We start from the raw sequence: 16,124 nt of genomic DNA, 5'->3' as shown, positions 1-16,124 counted from the left end.
GTTAGCTCTGGCCGTTGGATGAAGCGTTCTGGGTTCCGCCGCCGCCGGCGACGGAACCTGCGTGGGCCGAGATCTTGTCGAAGAAGCCGTATTCGAGCGCTTCGGTGGCCGTGAACCACTTGTCGCGGTCGTTGTCCTTGAGGATGGTTTCCACGGTCTGGCCGGTCTGGTCCGCCGTGAGCTCAGCCATGACCTTCTTCATGTGGAGGATCAGCTCGGCCTGGATCTTGATGTCCGATGCCGTGCCGCCGATGCCGCCTGAAGGCTGGTGCATCAGGATGCGGGCGTTCGGGGTGGCGTAGCGCTTGCCCTTGGTGCCGGAGGACAGCAGGAACTGTCCCATGGAGGCAGCCAGGCCGGTGGCGACGGTCACGACGTCATTGGGGATGAACTGCATGGTGTCGTAGATAGCCATGCCGGCCGTCACCGAGCCGCCGGGCGAGTTGATGTAGAGGTAGATGTCCTTGTTGGGATCCTCGGCGGAAAGCAGCAGCAGCTGTGAGCAGATGGCGTTCGCGTTCTCGTCGCGGACCTCGGAGCCAAGCCAGATGATGCGCTCTTTCAGCAGGCGGTTGTAGATGTAGTTGTCCTGGGCTGCAGGATCGACGGTTGCCATGCGGGGGGCCGCTGCTTGCTGTGACATTTGTACTTACCTCTCGCTGGTGACGGTGACGTTACGGTTCGACATCACTGAACTTCACTACTTGGACACTAACCGCTTTCGGAGCGGATTTGTTCGTCGGAATCGCGCTGTTCGCTGACGGCGCACCATTGCCCGCGGGAGCCGTACACCGGCCGTTAACGCGCCAGCCCCCGGATCCGAGGACCCGGGGGCTGGCGTCACTGATGCGTGCAGCTGCTAGAACTTCACGGCCGCGGGATCGTCGTTCGCGACGGTCTCGCCGGCAACCTCATCGGCTTCGGTTTCTGCTTCGGCTTCGACGGCCGGAGCCTCTTCGCCGCCCGGGCGGACGAAGTCGCTCAGGTCAACCTTGTTGCCCTCGGAGTCGGTGACCTCGGCCTGGCCCAGGACGACGGCCAGCGCCTTGCGGCGGCGGACCTCGGAAACCATCATGGGAACCTGGCCGCTCTGGTCGATGATCTGGGCGAACTGGTTCGGGTCCATGCCGTACTGGCTGGCGGTGGTGACGATGTAGTCGATCAGCTCGTTCTGGCTGACGCCCACTTCTTCCTTCTCGGCGATGGCGTCGAGGATGATCTCGTTCTGGAAGGCGCGCTCGGTGTTGGCCTTGACCTCGGCACGGTGCTCTTCGGTGTCGTGTTCGCCTTCACCGTGGGAGTTCTCTGCCTTGAAGTGCTGCTCGAGCTGCTCTTCGACGACGGAGTCCGGAACCGGAACCTCAACCAGCTCGACGAGCTTGTCCAGGACCTTGTCGCGGGCTTCGACGCCCTGCTCGACGACCTTGGAGTCGGCTGCCTGCTTGGCGAGGTCCTCGCGCAGTTCGGCCAGGGTGTCGAACTCGGAAGCCAGCTGGGCGAAGTCGTCGTTCGCCTCGGGCAGCTCGCGTTCCTTGACGGACTTGACGACAACCTTGACCTGGGCCGATTCGCCGGCGTGCTCGCCGCCCACGAGGGTGGTGTCGAAGATGGCGTCCTCGTCAGCGCTCAGGCCGGTGACGGCCTCGTCCATGCCCTCGAGCATGGTGCCAGCGCCAACCTGGTAGGACAGACCGGAGGCGGAGTCGACCTCGGCGCCGTCGATGCTGGCCGTGATGTCGATGCTCAGGAAGTCACCGTCGGCGGCCGGGCGCTCAACGGTCTTGAGCGTGCCGAAGCGGCCACGCAGTTCGTCCAGGGCCTTGTCGACGTCGGCCTCGGAGGATTCGGCTGCGGCAACCTCGACCTTGATGCCGGCGTAGTCGGGCAGTTCGATCTCGGGGCGGACGTCAACCTCGGCCTGGAACTTCAGCTCGCCGTCGGTGGCGGTGGGGTCCGGAACCTCGGTGATTTCAACCTCGGGACGGCTCAGGGGGCGGATGCCGGATTCCTGGACAGCAGCCTGGTACCAGCCGTTGAGGCCCTCGTTGATGGCGGTCTCCAGGACGTAGCCGCGGCCGACGCGCTGGTCGATCAGCTTGGCGGGAACCTTGCCCTTCCGGAAGCCAGGAACCTGGATCTGCGAAGCAACAGTCTTGTATGCCTCGTCGATGCTGGGCTTCAATTCCTCAAAGGGGACCTCAACATTGAGCTTGACCCGCGTGGGGGTGAGGTTCTCGACAGCGCTCTTCACGGTCTAAGTACTCCTGGTTTTGTTGGATGGTTTCTGCAAACGCGTTGTTGTGACCAGGCCTGGGGCCCGGGCCGCAGAGTCGGGGTGACAGGATTTGAACCTGCGACTTCCTGCTCCCAAAGCAGGTGCTCTAGCCAAGCTGAGCTACACCCCGTAATGCACAGGACAGTCTACGTTCATCCCTGCCGCGAATGCACATTTGACACTTGGGGCATGAATTAGGTTTAGTTATATCCGGCTTGAACAGCCGCCGAAGAAGAGCCCAAAGGCACGCGCCCCCAAAAGCCGGCGCCGCAGAGCTTTCCTCCGGGGACGTAGCTTAATGGTAAAGCCTCAGTCTTCCAAACTGATTACGCGGGTTCGATTCCCGTCGTCCCCTCCACCTGAAAGAGGCCCCTCGATGAGGGGCCTCTTTCGCGTTAAGCCGCTCCTGACCATGCCCGCAACCGGCCCTGCTTAGGCGTGGCCCCCGACGTCCACCCTGCCGAGGGTGACGCGGACTTCGGATTCCAGGAACCGGCCCATCCGCTCGGCCTGCTGCCTTAGCTCCTCCAGCCGCGATGACGCCGCCGGACCGAACAGTTCGGCGGTGATCTCAAGTTTCTTTCCGGAACGGCGGTGGTGCCACAGTCCGCGGACGACGCCGTCGACAAGTATGACGGGATAGTTCCCTGCCTGCCCCCGGGCAAGGGCACGGGTGCTTGCCTCGCCGGGGAACAGCCGCTCCCGGGGCTGGCCGGCCACCACGTAGGCATCGAAGTAGGGAAGAAGCCTGACGCCCGACGGTTCCGTCGTGATGGCCGCGGCGTCGTCCCGCAGCACCCAGGCCGGCGAGCCTTCCACGGTGACCGGGGCCAGATCTTCGCGATGGTCGCCAAAGAGGCCTGCGGCCCACCCGTGCGGAACTCCCAGCCACCGGGCAAAGTTGGGCGGCGTAGCGGGTCCGTACGCCTGCAGGTAGCTCCGGAGCAGCCAGCCGAGTGCCGTCCCGGCTTCGGCGGGACGGAAGCCGGGAGCCAGCTGCCCGGGGCTCAGATAGGTCGCTGCCCTGCCCCTGCCGGCCCCAAAGCACAGCGCTCCGCGGAATCCCGCGGTGCCCATCGCCGCGCGACAGCGCGGCCACATGGCCTGGAACGCGGGCATCACCGGCTCAGCCGCCCAGGACCCGGCTCTGGCGGCGATGGCGTCAGTGAGTTCGTCCACGGTCAGCTCGGCTGCCCGCAACGCATCTGCAATGGCAGCCACGACCTCGTCCGTCTGGGCAGGCGTCAGGAACTGTCCCAGGGCCGGGTTGGGCGGCATGGCACCCAGCGCCCCGGTCCACAGGGACAGGTCGGATGCCGGCAGCAGATGCACTGTGCCCCGCGGCCCGAAGGTCCTGACCAGGGTTCCGTCCTCCCGGAGGGAGCTGCGCACGTCCGCACGGGACAGCACGGTGCTCCGCATCCCCACGGACAGCTCGGCCGCCGTCATCACCTGGGCGTGCGCGCCACACATGGCCCGCACGATGTCGGACGGGGAGCCGGCCTGCGAAGGGGCCGCGAGCCACTGGCGCTCCAGGCGCCGGGCAGAGACCTGCGCCCACGAATACTCCCGTTCAGGCCCGTCGGTCACCGCAGGTCACTCACTGAAAGCCGGCTCAGGCGGGCTGCTGGCAGGACGGGCACCAGTACAGTTTGCGGGCGGCGTGCTCGGCCAGGGCAACCGGGGCACCGCAGACGCGGCAGGGCTGGCCGTGGCGCCGGTAGACAAAGTGCGCCTCCTCCCCCGGCGGCAGCTGATCGCTCCGGGTCCAGAAACCGTCGGTGGTGGTGATGATCCGCCCGTCGCGGACGCCGTCGGCCATCACCGCCGCCGTGTCGTCCCAGAGGAGGCCGGCGGCGTCCTCGCCGAGCGCGCGGCCGGGAAGCAGGGGGTCGATCCTGCCGCGGAACAGCACTTCAGCCCGGTAGACGTTCCCGACGCCGGCAATCACCTTCTGGTCCATCAGCAGCGTGGCCAGCGGTGTCCGTTTTGCCAGGATGCGCCGGATGAAGTCGTCCCGGCTGCCGCCGGTGTTGTGCAGCGGATCGGGGCCGAGCCTGTCCAGCACTGCTGCCGCCTCGGCGTCGGTGATGGCGGCGCACGTGGTGGCGCCGCGGAGGTCGGCCCAGCCGTGGTCACTCACCAGCCGCACCCGCACGGCGCCGACCGGCGCCGGCGGCCCGGCGTACCCGGCCGGGGCGGCACCGCTTGTGGTCCCGGTGACATCGGCGGGACCGCCGTCATCGGCCAGCTCCCGCTCCCCCACCCTGCGGGGCGCGCCGATGCTGGAGGCCCCGCGGAACTGGCTGTCTCCGCCGAAGTCCCAGGCCCCGTAGAGGCCGAGGTGGACGTGCAGCACCAGCCCGTGCTCGAAGTGCAGGAACAGGTGCTTGCCGTGCGCGGACGCGTGCACCATGGTGTGCCCGTCCAGCAGGGCGGCGCCGGCGGAGAAGCGGCCCTGGGGGCTGCTGACAGCCAGCCGCTCGCCGCCGAACACGTCACCGAACTGGCGGGCCAGCCGGTGTATGGAGTGGCCTTCCGGCACTATTCGACGATCTCGCCGGTGGTTTCGTAGGTGGCGATCTTGCCGATGCGGCGGACGTGCCGCTCGTCGTTGCTGAAGGGCTCCTGCAGGAAGGCCTCGATCAGGGACGTGGCCTCCTCGACGCTGTGCTGGCGGCCGCCCACGGCCACCACGTTGGCGTCGTTGTGCTCGCGGGCCAGTGTTGCGGTGGCGTGGTTCCAGGCCAGGGCGGCACGGACGCCCTTGACCTTGTTGGCCGCGATCTGCTCGCCGTTTCCGGATCCGCCCAGCACGATGCCCAGGGCATGGACGCCGGCTTCCTGGTCCGCCACCACTGCGAGCGCCGCCTTGATGCAGAACGACGGGTAGTCATCCAGGGCGTCGTATTCCTTGGGGCCGTGATCCACCACGTCGTAGCCGTTCGCTGTGAGGTGCTTGACCAGATGGGCACTCAGTTCCATGCCGGCGTGGTCGGTGGCGATGTGGACCCGCGGAAAGGCAGGGTTTGTTGTCACGGTAGCTTCCGTTCAGTCATGAGCACCGGGGCGCGGCCGGGCTGGTACAGGTCAAATCAACAGATCCAAGAGTACTCGGTGCGCTCCCGCCCTCGGGTGCCGCCCGGGCCGTTACGCGGCAGTTACGCTTCCGCGTCGCCCTAAGCTGGCGGGTGGGTGTCCGGCGGGCTCGTGTCGCGGCGTGCCCTTGCGGCGACGCGCGTCAGGACCTCGGCGAGCAGGGCGGCGGAGGCGGGGTTTCCGCCGCTAACGGCGAGGCGGTGGCCGTCGGTCTTGCGGACAACGACGGCGGGGCCGCTGCTGACGAGCACGGCCGCGGTTCCGTCGTGGTTGCGGTAGCCCCACCCGCCGTAGTCGGCGGCGCGGACGTCAGCCGGCTGGGCGGCAGAGATGGCGGTGGCGGGGACGTCGATGACGCGGAGGATGCCGGCGAGGAAGACCCGCAGCCCGCTGCGGTCTGCGGTGATCCTGGCAAACAGGAACGCGGCCCCAACCAGGGCGGCCGCCACCAGCAGGGCGCCAAGCCACGGCACGACGATCGCAATCAGCGAAGCGGGAAACAGGCTGGCGATGGCGATCATGACAAAGACGGAGCTGCGGGCATGCACCCAGAACCGTAGGGAATCCCCGGCCAGGTCCGGGTCGAGCTCCTGCTCCAGCGCCCGCTGGAGGGCACGGTCATCCTCCGGCGTCCACTGGTGGTCCGCCTTGAAGACGAACCCGATGATGACCCCCAGGGAAAGTGCGGCCCCGCTGCCGGAAGCCAGGACAATCACGTCCACACTGGACTCCCGGGCGTCCGCCACCCCGGCCTGGCCTACGAGGGCGGCCGCCAGCACTGTGGTGATGAACAGGCTCACCGTCAGCCCGGCGCCCATCATGATCCGGCGCATCACGGTCGGCCGCGAAAGCGGCACGGACTGCAGCAGCACCAGCCAGCCGACGAGGACAATCAGGCCCGCCCCGCAGCCGACGAAGGCGGGGAACGGCGCAAAGGCGGTACCGCCGTCGTTGTTCCACATGACCGCCAGCGGTTCCGGCAGATCCGGCCGCAACAGCACGGCACAGACCGCGAACCCCGCGGCAAGCAACACTGGGAAGCCGATCGCGAACCGCAGCGCCTTGGTGTCCACAGCATCGAGGATCTTTCCCATGCCTTAACGCTACCCCCGCGCCGGCCGGCTCGTGAGGGCTCCCGCAGCGAACCGCGGGCCGGCCCCCTGAAAGTGAGCCACGCAACTTGCCAAGCGGCGACGGAATGAAACAATGGCTTCACAGTGATGCATCCGCGCGCGTGAACCCCGCGCGCAGCAGCCGGCGGGCCGGTCCGGCCGCCACAACCTCTGGAGGCACAACCTTGCCAGGCATGAACCTGACCCGCGCCGAAGCACGCGAGCGCGCCGCCCTGATCGCCGTCGACTCCTACGACGTCAGCCTGGACCTGACGAAGGGTGAGACAGTCTTCGGTTCCACCACCACCGTCAGGTTCACGGCGGCGCCGGGATCGTCGTCGTTCATCGACGCCGTGACGGACGCTGTCCACAGCGTGACGCTGAACGGCCGCGAACTGGACCCGGCCGAGGTGTCCGACGGCGTGCGGATCCAGCTGCCGGACCTGGCTGCGGACAACGAGCTGACAGTCGTGGCGGACGCCCCCTACATGAACACCGGCGAAGGCCTGCACCGCTTCGTGGACCCCGTGGACGGCGAGGTGTACCTGTACACGCAGTTCGAGGTGCCTGACTCGCGCCGGATGTTCGCCGTCTTTGAGCAGCCCGACCTCAAGGCCACGTTCCGGTTCCGTGTGACCGCACCGTCGCACTGGGACGTCATCTCCAATTCCCCGACGCCCGAGCCCGTTGCGGCTGAACCGACGAACGACGGCCGCGCCCGCTCGGTCTGGGACTTTCCGCCCACGCCCCGCCTCTCCTCGTACGTCACCGCGCTGATCGCAGGTCCGTACCAGTCGGTGCGCAGCGACGTCACCAGTTCGGATGGCCGTGTGGTCCCGCTGGGCGTCTTCGCCCGCAAGTCACTCATGCAGTACCTGGACGCGGACAACATCTTTGAGCTCACCCGGCAGGGATTCGAGTTCTTCGAGGCAGAGTTCGGCTGCCCCTACCCGTTTGAGAAGTACGACCAGCTGTTTGTACCGGAGTTCAACGCCGGTGCCATGGAGAACGCCGGCGCGGTCACCATCCTCGAAGGCTACGTTTTCCGCGGCAAGGTCCCGGAGGCGCAGGTGGAGCGCCGCGCCATCACCGTGCTGCACGAACTGGCCCACATGTGGTTCGGCGACCTCGTGACCATGCGCTGGTGGAACGACCTCTGGCTCAACGAATCCTTCGCCGAATACATGTCGCACCTGGCCGCGGTGGAGAACACCAAGTTCCAGAGCGCCTGGACCACGTTCGCCTCGGTGGAAAAGTCGTGGGCCTACCGGCAGGACCAGCTCCCCACGACCCACCCGATCTTCGCCGAAATCAACAACCTGCATGACGTCGAGGTGAACTTCGACGGCATCACCTACGCCAAGGGCGCCTCCGTGCTCCGGCAGCTGGTGGCCTGGGTGGGGCCGGACAAGTTCATGGCCGGCGTGCGCGAATACTTTGCCAAGCATTCCTGGCGGAACACCGAGCTGGGTGACCTCATGGTCGAGCTGGAGAAGGCCAGCGGACGCGACCTGGACCAGTGGGGCCGCCTGTGGCTGGAAACGGCGGGCGTGAACTCGCTCAAGCCAGAGCTGGCGGTGGACGCGGACGGCACCATCACGTCCTTCGCCATCCTGCAGTCAGCGCTTCCCGAGCAGCCCACCATCCGCCCGCACCGCCTGGCGGTGGGGTTCTATGACCTCACCGGCGAAGGCACGCTGGAGCGTGTGCACCGTGAGGAGCTGGACGTCGACGGCGAACGCACCGAGGTGCCGGAACTGGCCGGACTGAAGAGGCCGGACCTGATCCTGCTCAACGACGATGACCTCGCCTACGCCAAGGTGCGGCTGGATGAGCAGTCCCTCGCCACCGCCACAGCCCACCTGAAGGATTTCCGGGAAAGCCTGCCGCGGACCCTGGTGTGGGGCTCCGCCTGGGACGCCGCGAGGGACGGGGAAAGCCCGGCCCGCGGTTACGTCGACCTGATCCTGGCCAACATCGCCTCCGAGTCTGATTCGTCGGTGATCCTCGTCCAGCTGCGGCAGCTGGCCACCACGCTGACCTTCTACGTTGCCGAGGAGCACCGCGAAGCCACCACCGTTGCCGCCGTCGACCGGCTCTGGGAACTGGCCTCGGACGTGCCGGGCGGCTCCGACGCCCAGCTGCAGTTCATCAAGTCCTTCGCCCTCCTGGCCCGCAGCAGTGAGCAGCTGGACCGGGTCGCCGGGCTGCTGGACGGCTCGGCCACCCTGGCCGGGCTGACCGTGGACCAGGACCTTCGCTGGGAGCTCGTGGCCGCCCTCGTGGCCGGCGGCAGGCTGGGCCAAGCGGGCATCGACGCCGAACTGGAACGGGACAACACCTCCAGCGGCCAGAACGCGGCAGCCCTGGCGAAGGCTGCCATCCCCACGCCGGAGGCGAAGGCGCAGGCGTGGGAGTCGATCGTGGTCAAGGGCGATCTCTCCAACGCTATCCAAGCCTCGGCCGTGGCCGGCTTCACCCGTGTCCTGGACACCTCGCTGCTCGAGCCATACGCGGAGAAGTACTTCGAGGCCGTGCCCGGGATCGTCGCTGAACGGACTTTTGCCCTGGCGCAGCAGATCGTACTGGGACTGTACCCGGCGCAGCTGACCAGCCAGGCCACCGTCGACCGGACCGACGAGTTCCTGGCGTCGCTTCCGGAGGAGAGCGCCGCGCTGCGGCGGATGATGCTGGAAAACCGCGACGGCGTGGCCCGGGCGCTGCGGGCCCGTGCGGCGGACGTCTAGGCCGTGGCGCTCGACGAACACCACTATGCCCTGACGGTCCGCTGGACCGGCAATCTTGGAAGCGGCACGTCGTCGTACCGGGATTACTCCCGGAACCACGACATCGAGATTCCGGGGCTGCCGGTCCTGAAGGGCTCGGCCGACCCCACCTTCCACGGCGACCGCACCCGTTACAACCCCGAGCAGCTGCTGCTGACAGCGCTGGCGCAGTGCCACATGCTCTCCTTCCTGCACGTAGCAGTGAGGCATGGCGTGGTGGTCCTGTCCTATGAGGACAACGCCACCGGCATGATGCGGCTGAACCGCGACGGCAGCGGCCAGTTCGAAACCGTGACGCTCCGCCCGCAGGTGACGGTTGCGGACCCGGAGCACATTGCGCTGGCGGAACAGATGCACCATGAGGCCAACAGGGTGTGTTTCATTGCCCGTAGCGTAAATTTCCCCGTCCTGCACGCTCCAGTTACGACAGCCGGAAGTCCATAGCCAGCGGCAGACCCCGCTAGGCTTAAAGGCGACCAAAGAGCAGCCGGTCTCCACGGTAAACGCGGAGACCGGCCGCCGCCGGACAGCAGCAAGGAGCCTTCCTGCAGATGTACAGCATGTTCACAACGCCCTCGGCCTCACTGGAGCCCACCGGACTTGACCTGGCCGGCGTGGCCATCAGCCTCGGCGCAGGAATCGTCCTGTGGCTGATCGCGAGTTTCCTGATCGCCAGGATCACCCGGCGCGTGGCGAACGGCACGTCACTGTTCAAGAAACCGCACTTCCGCTGGGTGGCGCCTGCTTTGCGCGCCCTGGACCATGAACGGCGCGTGCAGCGGGCCCAAACCATCGGCTCGCTGCTGAAGAGCGGCATCGGCGTGGTCATCGCAGTCATTACCTGCATCTACATGCTGAAGAACCTGGACGTCGACGTGGCGCCGCTGCTCACCAGCGTGGGAATCCTCGGTATCGCCATCGGTTTTGGCGCGCAGCAGCTGATCAGGGACTTCCTTGCCGGGATCTTCATCACCATCGAGGACCAGTACGGCATCGGCGACACCATTGAGACCAGCGAGGTGGTGGGCGTGGTGGAATCCATCGGGCTGAGGATCACCCGCGTCCGCGACGAGAACGGCGCCATCTGGTACCTCCGCAACGGCGAGATCCTTCGCGTGGGTAACCGCTCGCAGGGAAACTACATCTCGCCCGCCGAGACCGACGATTCGGCAGAAGCCGAGCACGCACCCCAGCAGAAGGCCGGAGAGTAGCCATGACCATTCCATCCCTCCCCACCCCGCCGGAGCCGGGCGTCCGCAAACCGCTGATGCGCAACGACCCCTTTAGCCAGCCGGGCTACACCGACAACTTCTACGACGCCGTTGGCGGCCATGAGACGTTCGTGAAGCTGATCGACGTCTTTTACGACGGCGTGGCCGCCGATCCGCTGCTGCGCCCCATGTATCCCGAAGAGGACCTGGGCCCGGCCAAGCGGCGGTTCCTGATGTTCCTTGAGCAGTACTGGGGCGGGCCCACCACCTATGGCGAGGAACGCGGCCACCCCCGGCTGCGGATGCGCCACATGCCGTTCCGGGTGACGCCCGAGGCCAAGGACCGCTGGCTGCACCACATGCGGACAGCCGTCGACTCCCTGGACCTGCCGCCGCTGCATGAGGGAACACTCTGGGACTACATGGAACGCGCCGCGCTCTCGATGGTGAACAGCCCGTCCGACGCCCAAGGCTAAGGCCGTTGCGTCCCCGGCCTACAGCAGGCCTGCGCCCGTGCGCGCGAGCACGTGGCCGCGGCTGCCGCTGAGCCGGAACCAGCGCCCGGAGCGGTAGAGCGTCTGTTCGTCCCCGCCCAGGAACCCCAGGGCGAAGGCGGCGAACGCCGCTCCGGCCGGCACCCCGTGCCGCTCCTCCAGCCCGCGTCCCCAGACGGCGGCCCGGGCGTTGTTGACGATCAGGGCCCCGGGCTTGTCCGGAACGATCCCGGCCACCTCGGCAATGCCGGCTTCGGCAACCTGCCGCAGTTCGGCGTCGGGCACCGAGTCCACCAGTTCCCAGCCGCTGCGCGGCGCGCCCACGCCGGCCCACGATTCGGTGACGGCCGACGGCGGGACCGGAAGATCGGCGTCGTTCTCCCCTGCCCGGGCCAGCCGGTCCAGGACGGCCGCAAGCGGAACGGTCACGTCGACGGCGGACGGTTCTGCCAGCCCCATGGTGCGGAGGCCGAGGATCGTGGGCGTGGACTCCCCCAGGATCCGGGGCCGAAGCACGCAGACGTAGGCGGCCAGGACCGTGCCGGCGGCCTGCAGGCGGATAGCGCCGTCGTCGATGGCCTTGGCGCGGGTGACGAAGGTCTTCAGGTCGGCGAGGTCGCGGGGATCAGCGAAGCGGAAAGACTGGGTAAGGAGATCAGACACGTTAAGAACACTACCGGCTGAGGCCCGGTTGAGCGGTGCCGGGGCGCCGTCTAGAGTCAAACCATGACTGAAGCGGACGCCGGATTGCAGGCCTTGCCCACGAATGACCCCACGACTTCCCTCCTCGACCTGCTGGACCTCGGCGAGCTGGAAGGCGCCCGCACCGACGAGGACATTTTCATGGGTCCGTCGCAGCGCCAGCCGCACCAGCGCGTCTTCGGCGGCCAGGTCCTGGCCCAGTCCCTGATCGCGGGAATGCGCACGGTGGACGGCGACCGGACCGTCCATTCGATGCACGGCTACTTCCTGCGCCCCGGCGACGCGAACAAGCCCATCACCTTCGGGGTCCAGCGCCTGCGGGACGGCCGCTCGTTCTCGGCACGGCGCGTGCACGCCTATCAGGACGGCACGCCTATTCTGTCGATGATCGCCTCGTTCCAGGCCAGCGACGACGGCCTTGAGCACCAGTCCGACATGCCCGCCGGCATCCCCGATCCGGAGACCCTGCCCAGCACCGCAGACCTGCTGGGCAAGTTCGACCACCCCGTCGCCCGGCACTGGGCGTACGAGCGGCCCTTCGACATCCGCCACGTGGATCCCGCCCTGTATGTGGCGGCCACCGGGAAGAAGGAAGCACGCAACGCCGTGTGGATGAAGACGTTCAGCCCCATGCCGGACGACGCCAACATGCACCGCGCCGCGCTGGCCTACGCCAGCGACTACACGCTGCTCGAGTCGATCCTCCGCAGGCACGGGCTGAGCTGGATCACGCCGGGCATGAGCGTGGCGAGCCTGGACCACGCCATGTGGTGGCACCGTCCCGTGCGAGTGGACGAGTGGCTCCTGTACGTGCAGGAATCGCCCAGCGCCCAGGGAGCGCGGGGCCTCGCGACCGGCAAGATCTTCAACCGGGAGGGCCTGCACGTGGCATCCGTGGCGCAGGAGGGCATGGTCCGGGTGCCGACGGACATCAAGAGCAAGGTGGCCGGCGCCGTCCAGACCAAGATCCTGCAGCACCAGATGCGCAAGGCCTGACTTCTCCAGGCATGAAAAAGGCCGGCCCCGGGTTTTGATCCGTTCAACCAGATCAAACCGGGGCCGGCCCTTTTTGTGCTCAGCGCCTGGCTGCTCCGGCCCGCTTAGTCGCGGGTCAGGCGGCGGTGCGTGACGCGGTGCGGCTTGGCGGCGTCGGGGCCGAGGCGCTGCACCTTGTTCTCCTCGTAGGATTCGAAGTTGCCCTCAAACCAGTACCACTTCGACGGGTTCTCCTCGTCGCCTTCGTAGGCGAGGATGTGGGTGGCCACCCGGTCCAGGAACCAGCGGTCGTGGGAGACCACGACGGCGCAGCCGGGGAACTCCAGCAGCGCGTTTTCCAGGCTGCTCAGGGTTTCGACGTCGAGGTCGTTGGTCGGCTCGTCGAGCAGGAGCAGGTTTCCGCCCTGCTTGAGGGTCAGCGCCAGGTTCAGGCGGTTGCGCTCACCACCGGAGAGCACACCTGCCTTCTTCTGCTGGTCCGGTCCCTTGAACCCGAACGCCGCCACATAGGCGCGGGACGGCATTTCAACGTTGCCCACCTGAATGAAGTCCAGGCCGTCGGACACGACCTCCCAGAGGGTCTTGTTGGGGTCGATGCCGCCGCGGCTCTGGTCGGCGTAGGAGATCTTGACCGAGTCACCGATCTTCAGCTCGCCGCCGTCGAGGGGCTCGAGGCCCACGATGGTCTTGAACAGCGTGGACTTACCCACACCGTTCGGGCCGATGACGCCGACGATGCCGTTGCGCGGCAGGGAGAAGGACAGGCCGTCGATCAGCGTGCGGTCGTCGAAGCCCTTCTGCAGGTTCTTGGCCTCCAGGACCAGTCCGCCCAGGCGCGGTCCCGGCGGGATCTGGATCTCTTCGAAGTCCAACTTCCGGGTGCGGTCTGCCTCGGCCGCCATTTCCTCGTAGCGGGCAAGACGTGCCTTGGACTTGGTCTGCCGGCCCTTGGCGTTGGAGCGGACCCATTCGAGTTCCTCGGCGAGGCGCTTGGCCTGCTTGGCGTCCTTCTTGCCCTGGATTTCCAGGCGGGCGCGCTTCTTCTCCAGGTAGGTGGAGTAGTTGCCCTCGTACGGGTACAGGTGGCCGCGGTCGACCTCGGCGATCCATTCCGCGACGTGGTCCAGGAAGTACCGGTCGTGGGTGACGGCGAGAACGGCGCCCTCGTAGGTGGAGAGGTGCTGTTCCAGCCACAGCACGCTCTCGGCGTCGAGGTGGTTCGTTGGCTCGTCAAGCAGCAGCAGGTCCGGCTTCTGCAGGAGCAGCTTGCAGAGGGCCACACGGCGGCGCTCACCACCGGAGAGCAGGGTGACATCCGCGTCGGCCGGCGGGCAGCGGAGGGCGTCCATGGCCTGCTCGAGCTGGGAGTCAAGGTCCCACGCGTCGGCGGAGTCGATGGCCTCCTGCAGGTGGCCCATCTCCTCGAGGAGCGAGTCGTAGTCCGCGTCCGGGCTGGCCATCTCCTCGGAGATTTCGTTGAAGCGCTGGATCTTGCCGTAGATCTCGCCTACGCCTTCCTGGACGTTGCCCAGGACAGTCTTCTCCTCGTTCAGCGGGGGTTCCTGCAGCAGGATGCCAACGCTGTAGCCGGGGCTCAGCCGGGCTTCGCCGTTTGAGGGTGTGTCCAGGCCGGCCATGATTTTCAGGATGGTGGACTTACCGGCACCGTTGGGGCCAACAACACCAATCTTGGCGCCCGGGAAGAAGGACATGCTTACGTCGTCGAGAATAAGTTTTTCGCCAACAGCCTTTCGGGCCTTGGTCATTGTGTAGATAAATTCCGCCATGGTTCCAAATCTAGTGGGTTGGCGGGCATATCTCACATTCGCGTCAGGCCTGACATTCGCTTCAGGCGGGCGCGGCGCCTACGAAGCACTTCCCGTTCGACAGCGCCGGCAGCACGGCCACCGTCACCTTTCCGTCGCGGATCTGGCCGATCACGCATTCCTTCGCCTGGACCGCCGCCGCTTCCATGGAATCCACCTCGAGTCCGGTGGGAGTGCGACCTGCCGAGACCTCCAGGCTCCGCGCCGGAACGCCTGCCGCCGTGAGCGCCGCGGTGATGTCCGCCGTAGCAGGCTTGGGGTTGGCTGCCACCACGCGTCCCAGGACGTCGGTCATGGTCCGCTGCAGCGGGGCCGTGGCCCCGGCGGGAGCTTTGCTGGCCGCCGCAGTTGCCGAAGGCTTTGCCGACACTGAAGCTGATGCTGTACCGGCCGGCTGCGCGGCCGCGTGTTCTCCGGCGGCCTGTCCTTCCGCCGCCTGGTTCACGGTCGCCTGCTCTCCTGGTGCCGTGTCTCCTGTCGCCGTGCAGGCGGCCAGCGCCGACAACAACACAACCGCCAGTGCGAGCCGTCCGGCAACCCTCCGGGCGTTTTCCCGGGCACCAGTCGCATTGCCGCGGAACGTCCCGTTCCGCCGGAGTATCATCGCTCGCATCACGCTGCCATTCTGCCATGCGGCACCGCCAGGGGGTGCGGCGCCGCACGCCACCGGCGTTCAGGCGGCAGCTCCGGTGAGCTCTCCCGTTTCGGGATCGAGCTCCATCTCATCACCGGCGTCATCGACGAAGATTCCTGCCGCGGCCGCATCGTCACCGGTTTCGACATCGTCCAACCGGTCATCATCAGCATCGTCGTCGTCCGGGCCTGAGGGGCCGGATGCGCTGCCGTCGCCGTTCGCGGAACCGAACCCGTCAGACGCCTGCGGGTTGCCGGAATTGCGGATGAAGTTGGCGGTGCCCCACTTGAGATCGTGGCCCACGGCATCGGCATCGATCTCGGCGTCGTGGTAGACGCGGCCCTCCTTCTCCCAGCTGCGCATCTTCAGCTTGCCCACGATGATGACGCGCTGGCCCTTCTTGATGCTGCAGCCCATGTTTCCGGCCAGCTGCCGGTATCCCTGGACGGTGAACCAGTTGATGTTGCCGTCCACCCACGCGTTGGCGGCCTTGTCGAACCGACGTTCGGCTGAACCGAGGCGGAATGAGGCGGTGGGAACCCCTCCGGGAGTGGTGGAACTGCGGATCTCCGTGGCAACGAAGCCTCGGACGGTAATGGTGTCGGTCATCTTGATGTCCTGTCTCGAAGTGTCATGCCCTAGCAGGCATCTCAAGCATCAACCGGCAGCCTAGGGACAGCGAGAGGCGAAATTCCGTATGTGGAAAACCGGACGGCGGGGCTGAGAACGCGCAGGTGAAGCAGCCGGGTGCCTGACGGCGGCGGCGCGCAAGTCAATGTAGACTTTTTAGGCGCCAGCAATGTGCGGGCCAGCCATTGCCCCAGTAGCTCAGGGGATAGAGCAGCGGCCTTCTAATCCGCCGGTCGGGGGTTCGATTCCCTCCTGGGGCGCACGTGTGGTGAGTCGAGACATCCTTCACGGATGAGTCGAGTCATCGGTGACACCCCGGTCTTCGGACCGGGGTGTTTTTCTTTGCCGGGTTTTTCTGG

Annotated in this window: 15 protein-coding genes and 3 tRNA genes; 7 read left to right on the top strand and 11 right to left on the bottom strand. The window is 67.0% G+C overall.

Translation table 11 applies throughout. The features are described 5' to 3' along the window. Position 1: 1 nt before the first annotated feature. The 3 genes from ACFTSA_RS17250 to ACFTSA_RS17240 form a co-directional block, all read right to left on the bottom strand. Positions 2-616 carry an ATP-dependent Clp protease proteolytic subunit gene (locus ACFTSA_RS17250; RefSeq protein ID WP_003803391.1) on the bottom strand — a complete coding sequence of 205 codons (615 nt, stop codon included), beginning with the start codon at positions 614-616 and terminating at the stop codon, positions 2-4. Between the two features lie 243 nt (positions 617-859). Continuing rightward, positions 860-2,251: a trigger factor gene (gene tig / locus ACFTSA_RS17245; protein WP_377952824.1), complete on the bottom strand. Its 1,392-nt coding sequence runs from the start codon at positions 2,249-2,251 to the stop codon at positions 860-862. Between the two features lie 79 nt (positions 2,252-2,330). Then, positions 2,331-2,405 (bottom strand) — tRNA-Pro (locus ACFTSA_RS17240). 154 nt (positions 2,406-2,559) lie between these two features. Here ACFTSA_RS17240 and ACFTSA_RS17235 point away from each other — a divergent pair. Beyond that, positions 2,560-2,633: transfer RNA gene (locus tag ACFTSA_RS17235), tRNA-Gly, on the top strand. Positions 2,634-2,707: 74 nt separating this feature from the next. Here ACFTSA_RS17235 and ACFTSA_RS17230 read toward each other — a convergent pair. The 4 genes from ACFTSA_RS17230 to ACFTSA_RS17215 all read right to left on the bottom strand — a co-directional run bounded on the left by ACFTSA_RS17230 (position 2,708) and on the right by ACFTSA_RS17215 (position 6,468). After that, positions 2,708-3,865 (bottom strand): winged helix DNA-binding domain-containing protein, encoded by a 1,158-nt coding sequence (locus ACFTSA_RS17230; protein ID WP_377952823.1) that lies wholly within the window; start codon positions 3,863-3,865, stop codon positions 2,708-2,710. Between the two features lie 25 nt (positions 3,866-3,890). Continuing rightward, entirely contained in the window at positions 3,891-4,820 is a 930-nt protein-coding gene (locus tag ACFTSA_RS17225) for an Fpg/Nei family DNA glycosylase (protein ID WP_377952822.1), read from the bottom strand. Then, positions 4,820-5,314 carry a ribose-5-phosphate isomerase gene (locus ACFTSA_RS17220; RefSeq protein ID WP_377952821.1) on the bottom strand — a complete coding sequence of 165 codons (495 nt, stop codon included), beginning with the start codon at positions 5,312-5,314 and terminating at the stop codon, positions 4,820-4,822. Before ACFTSA_RS17220 ends, ACFTSA_RS17225 begins: the two co-directional genes overlap by 1 nt. A 140-nt stretch (positions 5,315-5,454) precedes the next feature. Beyond that, positions 5,455-6,468, bottom strand: a complete 1,014-nt coding sequence (locus ACFTSA_RS17215; RefSeq protein WP_377952820.1) for a hypothetical protein — start codon at positions 6,466-6,468, stop codon at positions 5,455-5,457. 212 nt (positions 6,469-6,680) lie between these two features. On the opposite strand from ACFTSA_RS17215, the gene pepN reads away from it, so the two are divergent. The 4 genes from pepN (at position 6,681) to ACFTSA_RS17195 (ending at position 10,959) form a co-directional block, all read left to right on the top strand. Continuing rightward, a complete protein-coding gene (gene pepN, locus ACFTSA_RS17210; RefSeq protein WP_377952818.1) occupies positions 6,681-9,233 on the top strand; it encodes an aminopeptidase N in 2,553 nt (850 codons plus the stop codon). A gap of 3 nt (positions 9,234-9,236) precedes the next feature. Then, on the top strand, positions 9,237-9,716 hold the full coding sequence (locus ACFTSA_RS17205) for an OsmC family protein (protein ID WP_377952817.1): 480 nt from the start codon (positions 9,237-9,239) through the stop codon (positions 9,714-9,716). A gap of 107 nt (positions 9,717-9,823) precedes the next feature. After that, positions 9,824-10,483, top strand: coding sequence for a mechanosensitive ion channel family protein (locus ACFTSA_RS17200; RefSeq protein WP_377952815.1), 660 nt, complete (start codon positions 9,824-9,826; stop codon positions 10,481-10,483). 2 nt (positions 10,484-10,485) lie between these two features. Next, positions 10,486-10,959, top strand: coding sequence for a globin (locus ACFTSA_RS17195; RefSeq protein WP_377952814.1), 474 nt, complete (start codon positions 10,486-10,488; stop codon positions 10,957-10,959). An 18-nt stretch (positions 10,960-10,977) separates the two neighbouring features. Here ACFTSA_RS17195 and ACFTSA_RS17190 read toward each other — a convergent pair whose 3' ends face one another. Further along, positions 10,978-11,640 carry a hypothetical protein gene (locus tag ACFTSA_RS17190; RefSeq protein ID WP_377952813.1) on the bottom strand — a complete coding sequence of 221 codons (663 nt, stop codon included), beginning with the start codon at positions 11,638-11,640 and terminating at the stop codon, positions 10,978-10,980. A 63-nt stretch (positions 11,641-11,703) separates the two neighbouring features. On the opposite strand from ACFTSA_RS17190, the gene ACFTSA_RS17185 reads away from it, so the two are divergent. Continuing rightward, entirely contained in the window at positions 11,704-12,675 is a 972-nt protein-coding gene (locus tag ACFTSA_RS17185; RefSeq protein ID WP_377952812.1) for an acyl-CoA thioesterase, read from the top strand. A 104-nt stretch (positions 12,676-12,779) separates the two neighbouring features. Here the strand turns inward: ACFTSA_RS17185 and ettA are convergent, their stop codons facing one another. From ettA to ACFTSA_RS17170, 3 genes are all read right to left on the bottom strand, one after another. Further along, on the bottom strand, positions 12,780-14,462 hold the full coding sequence (gene ettA, locus ACFTSA_RS17180; RefSeq protein ID WP_377952811.1) for an energy-dependent translational throttle protein EttA: 1,683 nt from the start codon (positions 14,460-14,462) through the stop codon (positions 12,780-12,782). 61 nt (positions 14,463-14,523) lie between these two features. Then, positions 14,524-15,114, bottom strand: coding sequence for a DUF6993 domain-containing protein (locus ACFTSA_RS17175; RefSeq protein WP_377952923.1), 591 nt, complete (start codon positions 15,112-15,114; stop codon positions 14,524-14,526). Between the two features lie 60 nt (positions 15,115-15,174). Continuing rightward, positions 15,175-15,744: a single-stranded DNA-binding protein gene (locus ACFTSA_RS17170; protein ID WP_377952809.1), complete on the bottom strand. Its 570-nt coding sequence runs from the start codon at positions 15,742-15,744 to the stop codon at positions 15,175-15,177. A 208-nt stretch (positions 15,745-15,952) separates the two neighbouring features. Between ACFTSA_RS17170 and ACFTSA_RS17165 the strand changes: the two genes are divergently transcribed. Beyond that, positions 15,953-16,025: transfer RNA gene (locus tag ACFTSA_RS17165), tRNA-Arg, on the top strand. The last annotated feature ends 99 nt before the right edge of the window (positions 16,026-16,124 follow it).

The organism is Arthrobacter sp. NPDC057013, from assembly GCF_042674585.1.
GTDB lineage: Bacteria > Actinomycetota > Actinomycetes > Actinomycetales > Micrococcaceae > Arthrobacter.
This window is presented reverse-complemented; position numbering and strand designations above follow the sequence as displayed.

Coding starts and splice junctions, on each gene's coding strand:
- pepN (WP_377952818.1), top strand. CDS start 6,681: ATGAACCTGACCCGCGCCGAAGCACGCGAGCGCGCCGCCCTGATCGCC.
- ACFTSA_RS17185 (WP_377952812.1), top strand. CDS start 11,704: ATGACTGAAGCGGACGCCGGATTGCAGGCCTTGCCCACGAATGACCCC.
- ACFTSA_RS17250 (WP_003803391.1), bottom strand. CDS start 616: ATGGCAACCGTCGATCCTGCAGCCCAGGACAACTACATCTACAACCGC.
- ACFTSA_RS17170 (WP_377952809.1), bottom strand. CDS start 15,744: ATGACCGACACCATTACCGTCCGAGGCTTCGTTGCCACGGAGATCCGC.
- ACFTSA_RS17200 (WP_377952815.1), top strand. CDS start 9,824: ATGTACAGCATGTTCACAACGCCCTCGGCCTCACTGGAGCCCACCGGA.
- ACFTSA_RS17175 (WP_377952923.1), bottom strand. CDS start 15,114: ATGCGAGCGATGATACTCCGGCGGAACGGGACGTTCCGCGGCAATGCG.
- ettA (WP_377952811.1), bottom strand. CDS start 14,462: ATGGCGGAATTTATCTACACAATGACCAAGGCCCGAAAGGCTGTTGGC.
- ACFTSA_RS17215 (WP_377952820.1), bottom strand. CDS start 6,468: ATGGGAAAGATCCTCGATGCTGTGGACACCAAGGCGCTGCGGTTCGCG.
- ACFTSA_RS17195 (WP_377952814.1), top strand. CDS start 10,486: ATGACCATTCCATCCCTCCCCACCCCGCCGGAGCCGGGCGTCCGCAAA.